General features: G+C 72.2%; 16 protein-coding genes. 6 read left to right on the forward strand and 10 right to left on the reverse strand.

Annotated features, from left to right (window positions below):
• The first annotated feature begins 36 nt into the window (after nucleotides 1–36).
• From IO29_RS04705 to IO29_RS04725, 5 genes are all read left to right on the forward strand, one after another.
• Nucleotides 37–1,062, forward strand: coding sequence for an ABC transporter ATP-binding protein (locus tag IO29_RS04705; RefSeq protein ID WP_078618028.1), 1,026 nt, complete (start codon nucleotides 37–39; stop codon nucleotides 1,060–1,062).
• Nucleotides 1,052–1,957 (forward strand): ABC transporter permease, encoded by a 906-nt coding sequence (locus IO29_RS04710; RefSeq protein ID WP_030377001.1) that lies wholly within the window; start codon nucleotides 1,052–1,054, stop codon nucleotides 1,955–1,957. Before IO29_RS04705 ends, IO29_RS04710 begins: the two co-directional genes overlap by 11 nt.
• Nucleotides 1,954–2,865: an ABC transporter ATP-binding protein gene (locus tag IO29_RS04715; RefSeq protein WP_030377002.1), complete on the forward strand. Its 912-nt coding sequence runs from the start codon at nucleotides 1,954–1,956 to the stop codon at nucleotides 2,863–2,865. Before IO29_RS04710 ends, IO29_RS04715 begins: the two co-directional genes overlap by 4 nt.
• A gap of 10 nt (nucleotides 2,866–2,875) precedes the next feature.
• Nucleotides 2,876–3,595, forward strand: coding sequence for an ABC transporter permease (locus IO29_RS04720; RefSeq protein WP_030377003.1), 720 nt, complete (start codon nucleotides 2,876–2,878; stop codon nucleotides 3,593–3,595).
• A gap of 93 nt (nucleotides 3,596–3,688) precedes the next feature.
• The gene (locus IO29_RS04725; RefSeq protein ID WP_030377004.1) at nucleotides 3,689–3,925 is read left to right on the forward strand and encodes an SGM_3592 family protein; all 237 of its coding nucleotides are present in this window, start codon (nucleotides 3,689–3,691) and stop codon (nucleotides 3,923–3,925) included.
• A 385-nt stretch (nucleotides 3,926–4,310) separates the two neighbouring features.
• Here the strand turns inward: IO29_RS04725 and IO29_RS04730 are convergent, their stop codons facing one another.
• The 9 genes from IO29_RS04730 to IO29_RS04770 form a co-directional block, all read right to left on the reverse strand.
• Entirely contained in the window at nucleotides 4,311–5,141 is an 831-nt protein-coding gene (locus IO29_RS04730; RefSeq protein WP_030377005.1) for an HAD family hydrolase, read from the reverse strand.
• A complete protein-coding gene (gene serS, locus IO29_RS04735; RefSeq protein WP_030377006.1) occupies nucleotides 5,138–6,415 on the reverse strand; it encodes a serine--tRNA ligase in 1,278 nt (425 codons plus the stop codon). Before serS ends, IO29_RS04730 begins: the two co-directional genes overlap by 4 nt.
• 481 nt (nucleotides 6,416–6,896) lie before the next feature.
• Complete coding sequence (gene pheA, locus IO29_RS04740; RefSeq protein WP_030377007.1) at nucleotides 6,897–7,832, reverse strand: prephenate dehydratase; 936 nt, start codon at nucleotides 7,830–7,832, stop codon at nucleotides 6,897–6,899.
• 74 nt (nucleotides 7,833–7,906) lie between these two features.
• On the reverse strand, nucleotides 7,907–9,199 hold the full coding sequence (gene efeB, locus IO29_RS04745; protein ID WP_030377008.1) for an iron uptake transporter deferrochelatase/peroxidase subunit: 1,293 nt from the start codon (nucleotides 9,197–9,199) through the stop codon (nucleotides 7,907–7,909).
• An 8-nt stretch (nucleotides 9,200–9,207) separates the two neighbouring features.
• A complete protein-coding gene (locus tag IO29_RS04750) occupies nucleotides 9,208–11,289 on the reverse strand; it encodes a copper resistance CopC/CopD family protein (protein ID WP_030377009.1) in 2,082 nt (693 codons plus the stop codon).
• Between the two features lie 165 nt (nucleotides 11,290–11,454).
• Nucleotides 11,455–11,913 carry a copper chaperone PCu(A)C gene (locus IO29_RS04755; protein ID WP_030377010.1) on the reverse strand — a complete coding sequence of 153 codons (459 nt, stop codon included), beginning with the start codon at nucleotides 11,911–11,913 and terminating at the stop codon, nucleotides 11,455–11,457.
• 32 nt (nucleotides 11,914–11,945) lie between these two features.
• The gene (locus IO29_RS04760; protein ID WP_030377011.1) at nucleotides 11,946–12,602 is read right to left on the reverse strand and encodes an SCO family protein; all 657 of its coding nucleotides are present in this window, start codon (nucleotides 12,600–12,602) and stop codon (nucleotides 11,946–11,948) included.
• A gap of 96 nt (nucleotides 12,603–12,698) precedes the next feature.
• Nucleotides 12,699–13,490: a YcnI family copper-binding membrane protein gene (locus tag IO29_RS04765; protein WP_078618011.1), complete on the reverse strand. Its 792-nt coding sequence runs from the start codon at nucleotides 13,488–13,490 to the stop codon at nucleotides 12,699–12,701.
• Nucleotides 13,491–13,716: 226 nt separating this feature from the next.
• Nucleotides 13,717–14,637, reverse strand: a complete 921-nt coding sequence (locus IO29_RS04770) for a TrbL/VirB6 family protein (protein ID WP_030377013.1) — start codon at nucleotides 14,635–14,637, stop codon at nucleotides 13,717–13,719.
• Between the two features lie 197 nt (nucleotides 14,638–14,834).
• Between IO29_RS04770 and IO29_RS04775 the strand changes: the two genes are divergently transcribed.
• Entirely contained in the window at nucleotides 14,835–15,290 is a 456-nt protein-coding gene (locus IO29_RS04775; protein WP_030377014.1) for an ATP-binding protein, read from the forward strand.
• Nucleotides 15,291–15,373: 83 nt separating this feature from the next.
• On the opposite strand, the gene IO29_RS04780 is transcribed toward IO29_RS04775, so the two are convergent.
• Nucleotides 15,374–16,864: an aminopeptidase P family protein gene (locus tag IO29_RS04780; RefSeq protein WP_030377015.1), complete on the reverse strand. Its 1,491-nt coding sequence runs from the start codon at nucleotides 16,862–16,864 to the stop codon at nucleotides 15,374–15,376.
• Nucleotides 16,865–17,076: the final 212 nt, after the last annotated feature.

Here is a 17,076-nt window from a genome sequence, read left to right on the forward strand (position 1 = left end):
CTGACCCACAGACAGCTCTGGAGGGTGACGACCGCCGTGGCGTGCGTCACTAGGGTCGAAGACGTGACTGTGATCGCGACCGAAAGCCTGAGCAAGCGGTACCCCCGGGTGACCGCGCTTGACCGGCTCTCCGTGGACATCGGACCCGGTGTGACGGGACTGGTCGGCGCCAACGGGGCCGGCAAGTCCACCCTGATCAAGATCCTGCTGGGTCTCTCCCCCGCCACGGAGGGCCGCGCCGAGGTACTGGGGCTCGATGTCGCCACCCGGGGCGCCGCCATCCGTGAGCAGGTCGGGTACATGCCCGAGCACGACTGCCTGCCGCCCGACGTCTCGGCCACCGAGCTCGTCGTGCACATGGCGCGCATGTCGGGGCTGCCGCCGACCGCCGCCAGGGAGCGCACCGCGGACACCCTGCGCCACGTCGGCCTGTACGAGGAGCGCTACCGCCCGATAGGCGGCTACTCGACCGGCATGAAGCAGCGGGTGAAGCTCGCGCAGGCCCTCGTCCACGACCCCAAGCTGGTCTTCCTGGACGAGCCGACCAACGGCCTCGACCCGGTCGGCCGGGACGAGATGCTCGGCCTGATCCGCCGCGTCTACACGGACTTCGGCATCTCGGTCCTGGTCACCTCGCACCTGCTCGGCGAACTCGAGCGCACCTGCGACCACGTGGTCGTCGTCGACGGCGGCACGCTGCTGCGCTCCAGCTCCACCACCGACTTCACCCGCACCACCACGACCCTGGCCGTCGAGGTCACCGACAGCGACACCCACCCGGACGGCACCCGCGCCCTGCGCGAGGCGCTGGACGAGCGCGGCGTGAGCGTGCACGACGGCAGCGCGCTGCCCGGCGCCGGACATGTGCTGCTGCTGACCGCGGCCGGCGAGGAGACCTACGACCTGGTGCGTGACGTCGTCGCCGACCTCGGCCTCGGCCTGGTCCGCATGGAACAGCGGCGGCACCAGATCGCGGAGGTCTTCAAGGACGACGAACACGCGGCCGGCGCCGACCGGCCGGCCGGCGACCAGTGGAAGGAGGCGGTCGGCCATGGCGGTTGAGCATCCCCTCGCCCCGCACGGCGAAGAGAGCCGGATCCACAACATCGGCTACCGCGGCTACGACGGGCCCCGTCTGGGCCGCGCCTACATCCGCCGCTCCCTGTTCTCGCAGTCCCTGCGCGGCGCCTACGGCCTCGGCCGGTCGGCGAAGTCCAAGGTGCTGCCGATGCTGCTCTTCATCGTGATGTGCGTTCCCGCGCTGATCATGGTGGCGGTCGCGGTCGCCACCAAGATGAAGGAACTGCCCGTCGACTACACGCGCTACGCGATCATCATGCAGGCCGTCATCAGCCTGTTCGTCGCCGCCCAGGCGCCCCAGTCCGTCTCCCGCGACCTGCGCTTCAAGACGGTGCCGCTGTACTTCTCACGGCCCCTGGAGACCGCCGACTACGTGCGCGCCAAGTACGCCGCGATGGCCTCGGCGCTGTTCGTACTGACCGCCGTGCCCCTGCTCGTCCTCTACGTGGGCGCGCTGCTGGCCAAGCTGGACTTCACCGACCAGACGAAGGGATTCGCCCAGGGGCTGGTCTCCGTGGCACTGCTCTCCCTGCTCTTCGCCGGCATCGGCCTGGTGATAGCCGCCGTGACCCCGCGCCGGGGCTTCGGCATCGCCGCCGTCATCGCCGTCCTCGTCATCAGCTACGGCGCCGTCTCCACATTGCAGGCCATCGCCGAGGTGCAGGACAGCGACTCGGTCGGCCTCTGGTTCGGGCTGTTCTCACCCGTCACGCTGATCGACGGGGTGCAGACCGCCTTCCTCGGGGCGAGCAGCTCCTTCCCCGGCGCCCAGGGGCCCTCGGCCGCGCAGGGAGTCGCCTTCCTCCTCGTCACCCTGGGGCTCATCGCCGGCAGCTACGGCCTGCTGATCCGCCGTTACCGAAAGGCCGCACTGTGACCACGCTGAACATCGACCACGTCTCGCGCTGGTTCGGCAACGTGGTGGCCGTCAACGACGTCACCATGACGATCGGCCCCGGCGTCACCGGACTGCTCGGCCCCAACGGCGCCGGGAAGTCCACCCTCATCGGCATGATGGGCGGCTTCCTCGCCCCCTCCACCGGCTCGGTCACCCTCGACGGCGAGCAGGTCTGGCGCAACGAGCGGATCTACCGGCACATCGGCATCGTCCCCGAGCGGGAGGGGATGTACGACTTCCTCACCGGCCGGGAGTTCGTCGTCGCCAACGCCGAACTGCACGGACTGGGCGCGAAGGAGGCCCAGCGGGCGCTGGCCACCGTCGAGATGGAGCACGCCCAGGACCGCAAGATCTCCACGTACTCCAAGGGCATGCGCCAGCGCGTGAAGATGGCCTCCGCGCTGGTCCACGAACCGTCCCTGCTGCTGCTCGACGAGCCGTTCAACGGCATGGACCCGCGTCAGCGCATGCAGCTGATGGAACTGCTGCGCCGCATGGGCGACGAGGGCCGCACGGTGCTGTTCTCCTCGCACATCCTGGAGGAGGTCGAGCAGCTCGCCTGGCACATCGAGGTCATCGTCGCCGGACGGCACGCCGCCAGCGGCGACTTCCGCAGGATCCGCCGGCTGATGACCGACCGGCCGCACCGCTACCTGGTGCGCTCCAGCGACGACCGGGCGCTCGCCGCCGCGCTGATCGCCGACCCGTCGACGTCCGGCATCGAGGTCGACCACGCCGAGGGCGCGCTGCGCATCCAGGCCGTCGACTTCACGCGCTTCACCACCCTGCTGCCGCGGGTCGCCAAGGACCACGGCATCCGGCTGCTCACGGTCTCGCCGTCCGACGAATCCCTCGAGTCCGTCTTCTCGTATCTTGTCGCGGCGTAGGAGGCCGAAGATGTACGACCCCACAGTCGCCCGGCTCACCTACCGGGCCCTGCTCGGCCGCCGCCGGGCCCTCATCCTGGGCGCCCTGCCCGCCCTCCTGATCGTCATCTCGGTCCTGGTGCGCGCACTGGCCGGCGCCGACGACCAGACCGCCTCCGACCTGCTCGGCGGCTTCGCGCTCGCCACCATGGTGCCGATCATCGGCGTCATCGCGGGCACCGGCGCGATCGGCCCCGAGATCGATGACGGCTCGGTGGTGTACCTGCTCGCCAAGCCGGTCAAGCGGCCGACGATCATCCTCACCAAGCTGTTCGTGGCGATCGCCGTCACGATGGCGTTCTCCGCGCTGCCGACGCTGATCGCGGGACTCATCCTCAACGGCAACGGGCAGCAGGTCGCCGTCGCCTACACCGTGGCCGCGCTCGTCGCCTCCATCGCGTACGCCGCGATGTTCCTGCTCCTGGGCACGGTCAGCCGGCACGCGGTGATCTTCGGACTGGTCTACGCGCTGATCTGGGAGGCCCTGTTCGGCTCCCTGGTGTCCGGCGCGCGCACCCTGAGCGTCCAGCAGTGGGCGCTGGCCGTCGCCCAGAAGGTCACCGACAGCGATCTGGTCACCTCCGAGGTGGGGCTCACCACGGCGACGGTGCTGCTGGTCGTGGTGACGGTGGCGGCCACTTGGTACGCGGGGCAGAAGCTGCGCACCCTGACGCTGGCCGGGGAGGAGTAGGGCCGCCACCGGGACCGACGCGCCTCTTGACGGAGGCTTCACCCCGCCGCGGGCACCATGGCGGCGGGAGGGCACGCGGGAGAAGGGACGGCGATGACAGCGCACGCACCGCGGGGCGGAGGGGCCGGGGAGCCCGGGGACCCCTGGGACAAACTGGTCCTCGACGAGGAGTTCGTACGGTCGGCCGACGCCAAGGAGCCGTCCGCGCGGGCGCGGATGCTGGCCGCCAAGTGGCGCGGCCAGGCGCCCGACCCGCAGCCCTGGCGCTCGGACGAGCCGCCGGCCGGCTGGTTCTTCAGCCGGCGCCGCCGGAAGTGGCCGCGTCGCTAGCCGCACCGGACGGGGGTCCCGGCCGAGGAAGGTTCCTCGGCCCGACCCACTGTCCTCCGCCGGAGAGTGGCGGTCGGCGGGGGTGGTTCGGGTCGATTTATTCGGTGGCGTACGCCACCGGGGCCCGGCACAGTGAGGTACGACGCCGGTGAAACCGGCGCCCCGGTCCGGGAACGGAGCGCGGCGACGACCTGTCAGGGACGTCGCGCTTCCGTGAGGGCGGCACGCGGGAGGCTCCGGAGCAGCCACTACTCCGTCGAGTCCCCGCGCCGGACCGCCCGGGGCGGCCGCTTCGAGCGCGCGGGCGTTCCCGCGCGGGCCGCCCACCCGGAGGACTGATCCCGCCCGTCCGCATCGCCTCGGCGATGCGGACGGGCGGACCCGGTCACGGGTTCGCCAGCAGGCGTTCCACGACGAGTGCGATGCCGTCCTCGTCGTTCGACGCGGTCACCTCGTCGGCGACGGCCTTGAGTTCGGCATGGGCGCCCGCCATGGCCACGCCCCGGGCCGACCAGGCGAACATGGGGAGGTCGTTCGGCATGTCGCCGAAGGCGATCGTCTCCGCCGCCTTCACCCCGAGCCGGCGGGCCGCCAGCGAGAGCCCCGTGGCCTTGGTCAGACCGAGGGGGAGCAGTTCGACGATGCCCGCGCCCGCCATGGTGACGGTGACGAACCCGCCGGCGGCACGCGTGGCGGCCTCGGCGAGCTCGTCGTCGGACAGCGTCGGGTGCTGGATGTAGATCTTGTTCAGCGGAGCCGCCCACAGATCGCCGGCGTCCGTGAACGGCACGGCGGGCAGCCGGCCCTGGAGCGCGTAGCCCGGCCCGGTCAGCACCTCGCCCTCGAGGCCGTCCCGGCTCGCCGCCAGGTGCAGCGGGCCGACCTCCGCCTCGATCTTGGCGAGCGCCACCCCGGCCAGCTGGCGGTCGAGGGTCACCGAGGTGAGCAGCCGGTGCGCCCCGGCGTCGTACACCTGGGCGCCCTGGCCGCAGACGGCGAGGCCGTCGTAGCCGAGCTCGTCGAGTATGTGCCGGGTCCACGGGACCGCGCGGCCGGTGACGATGAGGTGCGCCGCGCCCGCCGCCGTCGCGGCGGCGAGCGCGTCCCGGGTGCGCTCGGAGACGGTGTCGTCGGAGCGCAGCAGCGTGCCGTCGAGGTCGGTCGCGATCAGCCGGTACGGGAACGTCTGCCCGGGAGCGGAGCCGGGCGTCGTCACTTGGCCACCGGCTCCAGGACCTCGCGTCCGCCCAGGTAGGGCCGCAGCACCTCGGGCACGCGCACCGAACCGTCGGCCAGCTGGTGGTTCTCCAGCAGGGCCACGATGGTGCGCGGCACGGCGCACAGCGTGCCGTTCAGCGTCGCCAGCGGCTGCACCTTCTTGCCGTCCCGCATGCGCACCGAGAGCCGGCGCGCCTGGAAGCCGTCGCAGTTGGAGGCGGAGGTCAGCTCGCGGTACTTGCCCTGGGTGGGGATCCACGCCTCACAGTCGAACTTGCGGGAGGCGGAGGAGCCCAGGTCGCCGGTGGCCACGTCGATCACCTGGAAGGGCAGCTCCAGGGAGGTCAGCCACTGCTTCTCCCAGTCCAGCAGCCGACGGTGCTCGTTCTCGGCCTCGGCGGGGTCGACGAAGGTGAACATCTCGACCTTGTCGAACTGGTGGACGCGGAAGATGCCCCGGGTGTCCTTGCCGTACGTGCCGGCCTCACGGCGGAAGCAGGGGGAGAAGCCGGCGTAGCGCAGCGGCAGCTTCTCGGCGTCGATGATCTCGTCCATGTGGTACGCCGCGAGGGGTACCTCGGAGGTGCCGACCAGGTAGAAGTCGTCCTTCTCCAGGTGGTACACGTTCTCGGCGGCCTGGCCGAGGAAGCCGGTGCCCTCCATGGCCTGCGGGCGGACCAGCGCGGGCGTCAGCATCGGGGTGAAGCCGGCCTCGGTGGCCTGCGCGATCGCCGCGTTGACCAGGGCGAGCTCCAGCAGGGCGCCGACGCCCGTCAGGTAGTAGAAGCGCGAGCCGGAGACCTTCGCGGCGCGCTCCACGTCGATCGCGCCGAGCGCCTGGCCGAGTTCCAGGTGGTCCTTGGGCTCGAAGCCCTCCGCGCCGAAGTCGCGGATCGTGCCGTGCGTCTCCAGGACGACGAAGTCCTCCTCGCCGCCCACGGGCACGTCGGGGTGGACCACGTTGCCGAGCTGGAGCAGCAGGCGGCGGGTCTCCTCGTCGGCCTCGTGCTGCTCGGCGTCGGCCGCCCTGACGTCGGCCTTCAGCTGCTCGGCCTTCTTCAGCAGCTCGGCCTTCTCGTCGGGGGAGGCCTTGGGGATCAGCTTGCCGAGCGACTTCTGCTCGGACCGGAGCTCGTCGAAGCGGACGCCCGACGACCTGCGCCGTTCGTCGGCGGAGAGAAGAGCGTCGACAAGGCCGACGTCCTCACCACGGGCGCGCTGGGAGGCGCGAACACGGTCGGGGTCCTCACGGAGCTGGCGAAGGTCAATCACCCTGCAAGGCTACCGGTGCCGGGTTGCGCCTCACGACTCCGATTCCCTGGAAAGGGGCAGTCGGCGGGCGGGGCGTTGACCCGACTCCCTTGTGGGGACGGGGATTTGGGTTTCGGTTGTCCACAGGCATCCACACGGCGGGCGGAGTTATCCACAGGCTGTGCGGGAGATCTGTGGATATAGAACGTGATCATTCCGCGAGAGCGGGCCGAAGGAAAGAATTCCCTTCCCAAACTCGCCCGAGCCGCCCTTTCGAGTGGAAAAGGGTCACGGTCGGTCGTCCCGGGTCGCTCCGAAGTGTTGATCGTGAGAAACGAGTGGACGAACGGGACGTGGCGGCCGAATGGACGTATCGAAGATCACTACAGTGATTTGTCGACTCGGAATCGGTTCGCTGTCGACTTGTCCCCAGGCTGCGGCGGCCGCCTGTGGATAACTTCTGTGGATGGTGAAAATCCGCAGGTAGCACCGGACCGTGCGGTCAGAACCGGCCGTCCTGGCAGCGCGCCACCCAGTCCGCGGCCGCCACGAACTCCGCGTCCGACGTCCCCGGCGGGAGCGGCCGGATGTCCTGCGTCCGCGCCTCCGCCTTCGGGTACGACCCCAGATAGCGGACCTTCAGACACGACCGCCGCAGACCCATCAGCGTCTCGGCCACCCGCCGGTCGGAGATGTGCCCCTCGGCGTCGATCGCGAAGCAGTAGTTGCCGATGCCCTCGCCGGTGGGCCGGGATTGCAGCAGCATCAGGTTGACGCCCCGGACGGCGAACTCCCCCAGCAGATCCCGCAGCGTGCCGGGGTGGTCGTCGCGCTGCCAGACCACCACCGACGTCTTGTCCGCGCCGGTCGGCGCCGCCGGCCGGGCCGGGCGGCCCACCAGCACGAACCGGGTCTGCGCGTTCTCCGCGTCGTGGATGTCGGTCTCCAGCGCCTCCAGGCCGTAGCGCGCCGCCGCGAACTCGCCCGCGAAGGCCGCGTCGTACCGCCCCTCCTGGACCAGGCGCGCCCCGTCCGCGTTCGACGCCGAGGACTCCCAGACGACACCCTCCGGGAGGTGGGTCTTCATCCAGTTGCGCACCTGCGGCTGGGCGGCGGGGTGCGCGGTGACCGTCTTGATGTCGGACAGCGCGGTACCGGGCCGGACCAGCAGGGCGAAGGTGATCGACAGCAGCACCTCGCGGTAGATCATCAGCGGCTCGCCCGCGACCAGCTCGTCGAGGGTGGTCGTGATGCCGCCCTCCACCGAGTTCTCGATCGGGACGAAGGCCGCCTCGGTTTCGCCGCTGCGGACGGCGTCGAGCGCGGCCGGGACCGAGACCATGGGCACGAGTTCCCGGGTCGCCGACTCCGGCAGCGTACGCAGGGCGACCTCGGTGAAGGTGCCCTCGGGACCGAGATAGGCATAGCTGGCTGACATGGGCTCACCCTAGTCCGCCCGCGAAGGCTCATGTGCCGCCCACGGAGGGCGCGGGGGCCGGGGGGAAGCCGGGCCTACGCCTCCAGGAGCCGCTGCCCCACGTACTCCCCCTTCGCCGCGCCGCCCGGCACGGCGAACAGGCCGCTGGCCTCGTGGCGGATGTACTGCGACAGCGCGTCCCCCCGGTCGAGCTTGCGCTGCACGGGGACGAAGCCGCGCAGCGGATCGGCCTGCCAGGCGATGAACAGCAGCCCGGCGTCGGGCACGCCGTCGGCGTCGAAGCCGTCGTGGAAGGAGAACGGGCGGCGCAGCATGGCCGCGCCCCCGTTCTGGTCGGGCCGCGTGATCCGGGCGTGCGCGTTGAGGGGGACGACGAGGTTGCCGTCGGCGTCCGTCTTCTCCAGGTCCATCGCGGTGGTCTCACCGCCGCCGGTCAGCGGCGCCCCGTCGGCCTTGCGGCGGCCGATGACGTGCTCCTGGGCGTGGGTGGAGAGCTTCTCCCAGTCGTCGAGCAGCATCCGGATCCGGCGGACGACGGCATACGAGCCGTTCGCCATCCAGGCGGGCTCGCCGGAGGCGGGCACGAAGATCCGCTTGTCGAAGTCGTCGTCGGACGGCTTCGGATTGCGTGTGCCGTCGACCTGCCCCATGAGGTTGCGTGCCGTCGTGGGGTGGGAGGTGGCGCCGGGGGTGCGGTTGAAGCCGTTCATCTGCCAGCGGACGCGCGCGGTGGAGCCGGCCTCCTTCTGAAGCGCCCGCAGGGCGTGGAAGGCGACGAGCGCGTCATTGGCACCGATCTGCACCCACAGGTCGCCGTTGCTGCGGTTCTTGTCGAGGTGGTCGGAGGAGAAGTCGGGCAGCGGGTCCAGGGCGACCGGGCGCTGCTTCTCCAGCCCCGTACGGGCGAAGAAGCTGTGGCCGAAGCCGAAGGTGACGGTCAGGGACGAAGGGCCGGCGTCCCGTGCCACATCGGTGTCGTCGTGCGCGGCCGGCTCGCCCGCCATGAGCCGTTGGGCCGTGTCCGACCAGCGGCGCAGCAGTGCGGCGGCCTCCTTGCGGCCGGCGCCCGCCGCGAGGTCGAAGGCGAGGAGATGGCCGCGGGCCTGGAGCGGGGTGGTGATCCCCGACTGGTGTTTCACGTGAAACATCGCGCGGTCGGCGCCGAGCGAGGTCAGGGGCGTGGCGGCGGCGGGGGCCGCGGCGTATCCGGCGGCGGCCCCGGCCCCGCCGAGCACCAGTCCGGTCGCCCCGGCGGTGCCGAGCAGCCGACGGCGGGAGAGGGCGGGGCCGGAGGCGGAACGGGAATCCGTGGCGGGGGCAGGGGAGGCGGCAGCGGTCGTGTCGGGGCCGGTCTGCTGGTCGGTCATGGTGGTGCTCAGCCGATCTTCGCGTTCTTGTCGACGGTCACCTGGTCGATGTCGGAGGTCCGCACGGTCACGGAGATCTTCCAGTCGCCCGCCATGGGGATCTGTACACCGCTCGCCGACCAGTGCCCGGTGGCGACGCGGTCCGGGGCCACCGGCAGCGGACCGATGTCCTTCGCGGCCAGGGTGAAGGAGACCTTCACCTCGGGGACGTCGAACGTCTTGCCGTTGGGCCGGGTGACATAGACGTGCATGACGTTGCCGCCCACGCGGGCGGGGTCGAGGGTCACCCGGGCGGTGCCCTTGCCGTCCTCGCCGCCGGTGTCGAAGGGGAGCTCCAGCGAGAGCGACTCGGAGGTCTGGGTGTCGGACGACGAGGAGGACGACGAGGACGACGAAGCCGCCTTCGCCGCCTGGGCCTCCTCCTCCGTGCGCCCCGGCTCGGTCGTGGTCAGTACGGTGGTGACGGCGAGGAGCACCACGGCGACCCCCGCCTCGGCGAGGACGGAGCGGCGCAGCCCGGAGCGGAAAGGGTCGGCGTCCCGGACCCGCTTGGCCCGCGCCGCGACCGTCGCGGCACGCTGCCGGGCCAGCTGGGCGGCACGCCGGGGATCACCGGAACCGGCGGAACCCTTGGCCGCCTTCGCCGCCTTGGCTGCCTTGGGCGTCCTGGACGTCTTCGCCCCACCGGCGCCCGCCTCGGCCGCCACCTCGGTGTCCGACGCGCCCTCGGCCGAAGAAGCCGAAGAGACCGAAGAGGCCGAAGCCGTCGCCGCCACCGTCTTCTTCTTCACCGTGGCCGTCGGTACGTCCGCCAGGTGGGCCGTCCAGCGACGGGAGACCCGGGCGATGCCGATGAGGACGGCCACCAGGGCGACCTTCGCCAGGAGCAGCTGCCCGTACGTGGTGCCGGTCAGCGCGGACCAGGAGCCGACCTGGCGCCACGACTGGTAGAGCCCCGTCGCGGCCAGGACGGCCACGCTGCCGAACGCGACCTGGGAGAACCGCCGCACGGCCGTGGACTCGATGGACGGGGCCCGGTACAGCGCGGTCAGCAGGGCCGCGAGCCCGCCGAGCCAGGTCGCGACGGCCAGCAGATGGAGCACATCGACAGGCATGGCGATGCCCGCCTGGAGGCCCGTCGAGGCGTGCTCGGCCATGGCCCAGGTCGCCGCGAGCCCGGCCGCGATGACGGCGCCGCCGACGGCCAGCCCGAAGGTGAGGTCCCGCCGCTCGGCGGCGAGATCGGCGTCGGCGGCATCCCCGGCGGCCTCGGCGCCCCGGGTCCCCTGGCCGTCCCCGGCATCCGCGGTGTCCGCGGCGGCCTCGGCGTCCTGCCGCGCGTACGCCCCGAAGAGCACCGCGACGAACAGCGCGGCGGCGGCGAGCAGCAGCAGCCGGGAGACGAGGGCCGCGCCCGTCTTGGTCTGGAGCACCTGTCCGACCAGGGACAGGTCGAAGACGTCGGCGATCTTCCCGGTGCCGGTGTAGGAACCGCGCAGCATCAGCAGCGCCAGCGTCGCCGCGGTCAGGGCGATCCACCCCGAGACCACGAACCGCTGCATCGTCCGCTCGCCGGCCCCGCGCTGCCAGCAGGCGAGCACGAAGACGGCGCCGCCGACCAGCACGATGTACCCGGCGTACGACACGTACCGCGCGAACCCGTAGAGCGCGCCCACGACCCCGCCGCCCACGGTCTGGTCCGAGACGGAGACGCTGGTCGCGGAGGGGGCGCCGATGGAGAAGGTGAACCCGCCCGCGACGGGATGACTGTCCGCCGAGATCACCTGGTAGGTCACGGTGTACGTGCCGTCCGGCAGCCCGCTGCGCAGCGAGACGCCGTACGTGGTGCCGCTGAGGTTGGACGGCTTGCCGGTGTCGACCTGCTTGCCGGCCGGATTCAGCACCCGCAGGTCGCCGGAGGACAGGGAGACCTTCTCGGAGAAGGTGAGCGTGACCTCGGTGGGCGCCTTGTCGACCACCGCCCCCTGACCGGGGGCGCTGCCGGTGAGCGCGGCGTGCGCGGACGCGGGGGCCGCGCCGCCGAGCAGCAGCCCGCCCGCGGCGAGCAGCAGCGCGAACAGCGGCAGCAGCGCCCGGAGAACCCCGGCCCGGGTCCCCGTCCGGGCGCCGGCCCCTGCCGTCGGCCGCGGACCGGAGCGCGGTCGCAGCCGGAGCCGGCGCCTCGGCTGCGGCCCTGGCCCCGACCCTTGTCCCGCGCCGGAGGCGGTGGTCTGTGTCACGGTGCTGGTCTCCCCTCAGTGCCCGGTCTTCGGGATGTACGTCGCCGACTTCACCGGAATCTCCACCTCGACCGTGCCGGACCTGGCGAAGTGGAGGTCCACCGCCACCTTCTCGCCCTCCTTCGGCCTGTGGTCGAGTTTTTCGAACATGAGATGGTTCCCGCCGCTGGTGAAGGCGAGCGAGCCGTCCGCGGGGACCGGGAAGGAGTCCTTCTCGACCATGGCGCCGGCCTTGGTGGCGTGCATGGTGACGTCCGCCGCCGCGTCGCTGGAGACGGAGGTGAGCGTGTCGGCGCCCCCGGAGTTGGTGACGGTGAAGAAACCCGCCGCCATGTCGCCGGTGGTGGGCGCGGGCATGTAGGCGCCGCTGACCTTCAGCGCGGGCTTGCCGGAGGCCGAGCCGCCGGAGTCGTCGGACCCGCCGCAGGAGGTCAGTACCAGCGCCGTCACGGCGGCGGCGCCGGCCACCGCCATGAGGGAGCCGTTGGAGAGACGGAACCGGCCGGTCACGGCTTCTGTCCGTCGATGATCTTCGGAAGGTCCTTCGTGTAGGTGTCGACCGTCGCGTCCTGGCTGTAGAGCAGGTAGCCGCCGTCGGTCTTGGGGGAGAAGGCGATGACCTGGGTGCCGTGCGTGGAGACGATCTTGCCGTTCTTGTCCTTCGTCGTCGGCTCGATGCTGATGCCGAGGCTGCGGGCGCCGGCCTGGATGGTGGAGAAGTCGCCGGTCAGGCCCACGATGTCGGGGTCGATGCCCTTGAGCCACTTGCCCAGCTCGGCCGGGGTGTCCCGCTTCGGGTCGGTCGTCACGAAGACGACGCGGAGCTTGTCCTGCTCCGCTTTGGGCAGCTGCTTCTTGGCCACCGCGATGTTGTTCATCGTCAGCGGGCAGACGTCCGGGCAGTGCGTGTAGCCGAAGTAGACGAGCGTCGGCCGGTCCTTGGTCTCGGCGCGCAGGTCGTACTTCTTGCCGTGGGTGTCGGTGAGGACGAGGTCCGGCTTCTCGAAGGGCTGGTCGAGGACGGTGACGGCGCCCTGCGAGGAGGCGTCCTGCGAGACGACGGCGACGGGATCGCTCCCGCTGTCACCGGAGCCGCAGGCGGTCAGGGTGAGGGTGGCGGCGGCGAGGAGGGCCGCCGCGGTGACGGTGTGCTTGGTGCGCATGACAGGTGTTCCCAGGGTGAGGGCTCCGGCGCGGCGCCGGGGTGGCACGGTCGTACGACCCCGGCGCCGCACCGATGGTGGATGTGCTCGTGGGGGTCAGGCCCCGGCGCCGCGTCGGCGGCGGTCGGCCAGCACCCCGTACGCGACGCCCGCGGCGCCGACGACGATGCCGACGATCCCGAGCACGCGTGCGGTGGTGTCACTGCTGTCGGCGGACGGTGCCGCCGTGTCCTTGGCGGCCGAGGCGTCGGAGGTGGCCGAGGCGCCCTTCGCGGTCGAGCCGCCGCTCTCGTCGGAGGCGTCGGACAGGGTGAGCGTCGGAGCCGGGTTCTCGGGCTCCTCCTGCCCCTTCTGCGGGATCTCGATCCAGCGGACGACCTCCTTGTCGGAGTACGTCTGGAGCGCCTTGAAGACGAGCTGGTCGGTGTTGTCCGGGAGGGCACCGACGGAGAGCGGGAACTTCTGGAAGTAGCCCGGCCGGATGCCCTTGCCGGTGGCGGTCCAGGTGACCTTGGAGACCGCCTCGCTGATCTTCTGGCCGTGCGAGGTGATCGGCTTGTCGAGCTTGGACGTGGTGACCTTGACGTCCCAGCCGTCGACCGGCTGCGGCATGACCGAGGCGAGCGGGTGGTCGGTGTCCAGGCTGACCTCGAGCTTCGTGGTCGAGGCGTTGTCGCGCTCGTTGGGGACCTTGAAGTCCACGACGGCGTATCCGCCCTTGGCGGCCTCGCCCTCGGGCTGCACGGTGACGTGCGCGAACGCGGGCGTCGACACGGCGAGGACGACCACCGCGGCGGCGGCACCCGCGGCGGCGACCCGGGGCAGCTTCGACGACGTGCGGGCGGCCGGGGTGGTCGTGGCGGCCGGGGTGGCCTTGGTGAGCTTCATGACAGCAGCACTCCACTGTGGACGGATCCCACCGACGCGGAATCCGGAACGGGAAACGAGGGGGGGCGGGCGTGCGCCGGTGACGGGCACGCGCGCGGGCCGCACGACGGCGGCCGGCCCCTCCCCGTTCGTCCGTCCCCGAGAAGGCTCGGAACGCGGGAGTCCCGGAACGCGGGAGTCTCGTAGCGTGGGAGGCTCGGAACGGGAGGCGTGGGCGCGCGTCGTGTCAGGCGGCGAGGACGACGTCAGCGGCCGGCGGACCGCGCCGGATCACCGAGTGCTGGAGCAGCGCCGTGCCCGGCGGCGCCGGGACGGTCAGATCGCCGCACGGCACGGCCGGCCCCCGCCCGGGCGCGCCGGGCAGCCCCACGAGGAGCGCGCGCACGTACGCCAGGGCGGTGCGCAGCGCACGTCCCGGCGTCCCCTCGGCGAATCCGTACGCCGAGAGCCGCATCAGCCGCAGCAGCGCGAGGTCGCCCCGGCGCAGCACCCAGCCGGCGACGACGGCCGCGAGGACGTGGCCGAGCAGCATGGGCAGCGAGGGCAGGATGCCGAACAGGGCCGAGGAACACCCGGTCCCGGTGGGGAGCGCGTCGGCCGCGTGGTGCGCCGGGGCCGTCGTCCCGGTGTCGATCCGCGCCTCGGTGAGGATGCGGTGGGCCCGCGCCGGGCTGAGCGACGCCGTGCTGCCGCCGCACAGCAGCCGGGCGGCGCGCGCCACCAGTTCGGCGTCGGCGGCGGAGGTGCCGTGCGCCAGGCTGCCGGACACCGCGCCGTGCGCCGTACCGGCCGAGTCCGCGGAGCCCCACAGCCCCGCCATGCCGGTCATCCCGCTCATGCCGCTCATGCGCGCCATGGCCGGGCCGGCGCCGTGCTGGCCCAGCCCGAACAGGGTGTGCAGCGCGGTCTGGCCGACCGCGAGGACCGCGGCGATGCCGGGCAGCGAGCGCTCGCGCCCGGCCAGCGGCAGGGCGACGGCGAAGACGGCCAGGAACCCGACGCCCAGCGTCCACGACGGAACGGCGGCGGAGGAGGCGAGCCCGTGCCCCGCGGCGGCCAGCACGACACAGACCGCGGTGAACACCGCGGCCCGCAGGATCCGGAGGTCCGCTCCGGAGCGCGTCGTGCGCCGAGAGGGGGCAGTCATGGCGGCCTCATCATCGCACTGCGCCCACAGGCCCCACGCGGCAGGTCCACAAGGTCGGGTTTGTGCCGCCCGGCATACACCGGCGGACCCGGGCGCGCATCCGCCGGGTGGGCGACCGACGCGTGATCCCGCGATTGCATCCGGGTAGTCGTGGCAATACGTAACGGTATGTCGAGCCGCGGCCGGGAGGCTGGAGCATGAGCATCTGGTGGTCACTGCATCTGCGGCGCGAGGCCGCGAGCGTGCCGCTGGCCCGGCGGCTGCTGATCGGCACGATGGAGACCGCGGGCGTCGACCCCGATGTCTCCTACGACCTCTCCGTGGCCCTGAGCGAGGCATGTGCGAACGCCGTCGAACACGGCGGCGACCTGGGACGGGGCCGCACCTCCGGCGAGTACCGAGTGACGGCCTACCTGGACGGCGAGAAGTGCCGCATCGAGGTGGCCGACTCGGGCCCGGGGTTCCCCGCGGGCCGGGCGCGCCCGCCGGTGCGCGTCGCCCACCCGGACGCGGAGAGCGGCCGGGGCCTCGGCCTCATCCAACAGCTCGCCGACCACGTCCACATCGGCAACAAGCCGGGGCACAGCGGCGCCGTGGTGAGCTTCGACAAGATCCTCAAGTGGCGCGAGGACGCGCCGCTGGCCGCGGTCTGAGACCACCGCACCGGGCCGCGCCCCCGCGCCGACATGCGCACCGGGCGTCCGGAACGCCCACGGCGGGCGTCCGGAATTCCGCGTCAGGCGCTCTTGAGCGACTCCATCCACGCCTCGACCTCGTCGGACCGGCGCGGCAGCCCCGCCGACAGGTTCCGGTTGCCGTCGGCGGTCACCAGGATGTCGTCCTCGATCCGCACGCCGATGCCGCGGTACTCCTCCGGCACGGTCAGGTCGTCGGCCTGGAAGTACAGCCCCGGCTCGACGGTGAGGACCATCCCGGGCTCCAGCACGCCGTCCACGTACGTCTCCACCCGCGCCGACGCGCAGTCGTGGACGTCCATGCCGAGCATGTGCCCGGTGCCGTGCAGGGTCCAGCGGCGCTGCAACCCGAGTTCGAGCACGCGCTCGACGGGCCCCTCGACCAGGCCCCACTCCACCAGCCGCTCGGTGAGCACGCGCTGGGCGGCGTCGTGGAAGTCGCGGTGCTTGCCGCCCGGACGGACCGCCTCGATGCCGGCCTGCTGGGCGTCGTACACCGCGTCGTAGATCTTCCGCTGGATGTCGCTGAACCGGCCGTCGACCGGCAGGGTGCGGGTGACGTCGGCGGTGTAGTACGTGTGCGTCTCGACGCCCGCGTCGAGCAGCAGCAGGTCGCCCGCGTTGACCGGGCCGTCGTTGCGCACCCAGTGCAGGGTGCAGGCGTGCGGTCCGGCGGCCGCGATGGTGCCGTAGCCGACGTCGTTGCCCTCCACGCGGGCGCGGAGGAAGAAGGTTCCCTCGATGTAGCGCTCGCTGGTGGCCCGCGCCTTGTCGAGGACCTTCACCACGTCCTCGAAGCCGCGCACGGTGGAGTCGACGGCCTTCTGGAGCTCGCCGATCTCGAAGTCGTCCTTGACCAGCCGGGCCTCGGAGAGGAAGACCTTCAGCTCCTCGTCCCGCTCGGCGGTGACCTTGTCGGTGAGCGCGGCCTCGATGCCGGCGTCGTAGCCGCGCACGACGCGGACCGGGCCGCGCGCCTCGCGGAGCTTCCCGGCCAGTTCGCGGACGTCGGAGGCGGGGATGCCGTACAGCCGTTCGGCCTCGGTGAGGGAGTGGCGGCGGCCGACCCACAGCTCGCCCTGGCCGGAGAGCCAGAACTCGCCGTTCTCGCGGTCCGAGCGCGGCAGCAGATAGAGCGTCCCCTTGTGGCCGTCGGCCGTGGGCTCCAGGACCAGGACGCCGTCCTCGGTCTGGTTGCCGGTGAGGTACGCGTACTCGACCGAGGCACGGAAGGGGTACTCCGTGTCGTTCGACCGCGTCCTCAGGTTGCCGGCGGGGATCACCAGGCGCTCGCCCGGGAAGCGCGCGGAGAGCGCGGCGCGGCGGGCGGCGGTCTCGGCGGCCTGCGGGATCGGCGCGAGGTCGCGCAGTTCGGTGTCGGCCCAGCCGGACTTCATGTTCTCGGCGAGTTCGTCGGACACGCCCGGGTACAGGCTGTTCTTGCGCTGCTTGATGGGCTTCTCGGACTCGGCTGCCTCAGCCTCGTCCGCCACGGTCTCCGGGGTCGCCGGAAGCTCGTCCGCCACGGTCACTCCTCCTAGGTACGGCACTGGGCCGCGTCCATCGTACGGTCGGATTGTCCGACCGCTCCGGGGCGTGCGGGCGTACGGACGGCACGAGCGGGGGCGTACCCGGCCGCGCACGGACACGGCCGGGCACGGGGCACCTCGTCCGCGGCCGCCCCGCCGTCCGAAGCGCGCCGCCGGCCGTACGGCTCCGAGGGCAGCGCCGCCCCGTTGCCCGA

Source organism: Streptomyces sp. NRRL F-6676 (assembly GCF_000725625.1).
Classification (GTDB): domain Bacteria; phylum Actinomycetota; class Actinomycetes; order Streptomycetales; family Streptomycetaceae; genus Streptomyces.

Coding starts and splice junctions, on each gene's coding strand:
- IO29_RS04710 (WP_030377001.1), top strand. CDS start 1,052: ATGGCGGTTGAGCATCCCCTCGCCCCGCACGGCGAAGAGAGCCGGATC.
- IO29_RS04720 (WP_030377003.1), top strand. CDS start 2,876: ATGTACGACCCCACAGTCGCCCGGCTCACCTACCGGGCCCTGCTCGGC.
- IO29_RS04725 (WP_030377004.1), top strand. CDS start 3,689: ATGACAGCGCACGCACCGCGGGGCGGAGGGGCCGGGGAGCCCGGGGAC.
- pheA (WP_030377007.1), bottom strand. CDS start 7,832: ATGTCAGCCAGCTATGCCTATCTCGGTCCCGAGGGCACCTTCACCGAG.
- efeB (WP_030377008.1), bottom strand. CDS start 9,199: ATGACCGACCAGCAGACCGGCCCCGACACGACCGCTGCCGCCTCCCCT.
- IO29_RS04755 (WP_030377010.1), bottom strand. CDS start 11,913: ATGGCGGTGGCCGGCGCCGCCGCCGTGACGGCGCTGGTACTGACCTCC.
- IO29_RS04760 (WP_030377011.1), bottom strand. CDS start 12,602: ATGCGCACCAAGCACACCGTCACCGCGGCGGCCCTCCTCGCCGCCGCC.
- IO29_RS04765 (WP_078618011.1), bottom strand. CDS start 13,490: ATGAAGCTCACCAAGGCCACCCCGGCCGCCACGACCACCCCGGCCGCC.
- IO29_RS04770 (WP_030377013.1), bottom strand. CDS start 14,637: ATGACTGCCCCCTCTCGGCGCACGACGCGCTCCGGAGCGGACCTCCGG.
- IO29_RS04775 (WP_030377014.1), top strand. CDS start 14,835: ATGAGCATCTGGTGGTCACTGCATCTGCGGCGCGAGGCCGCGAGCGTG.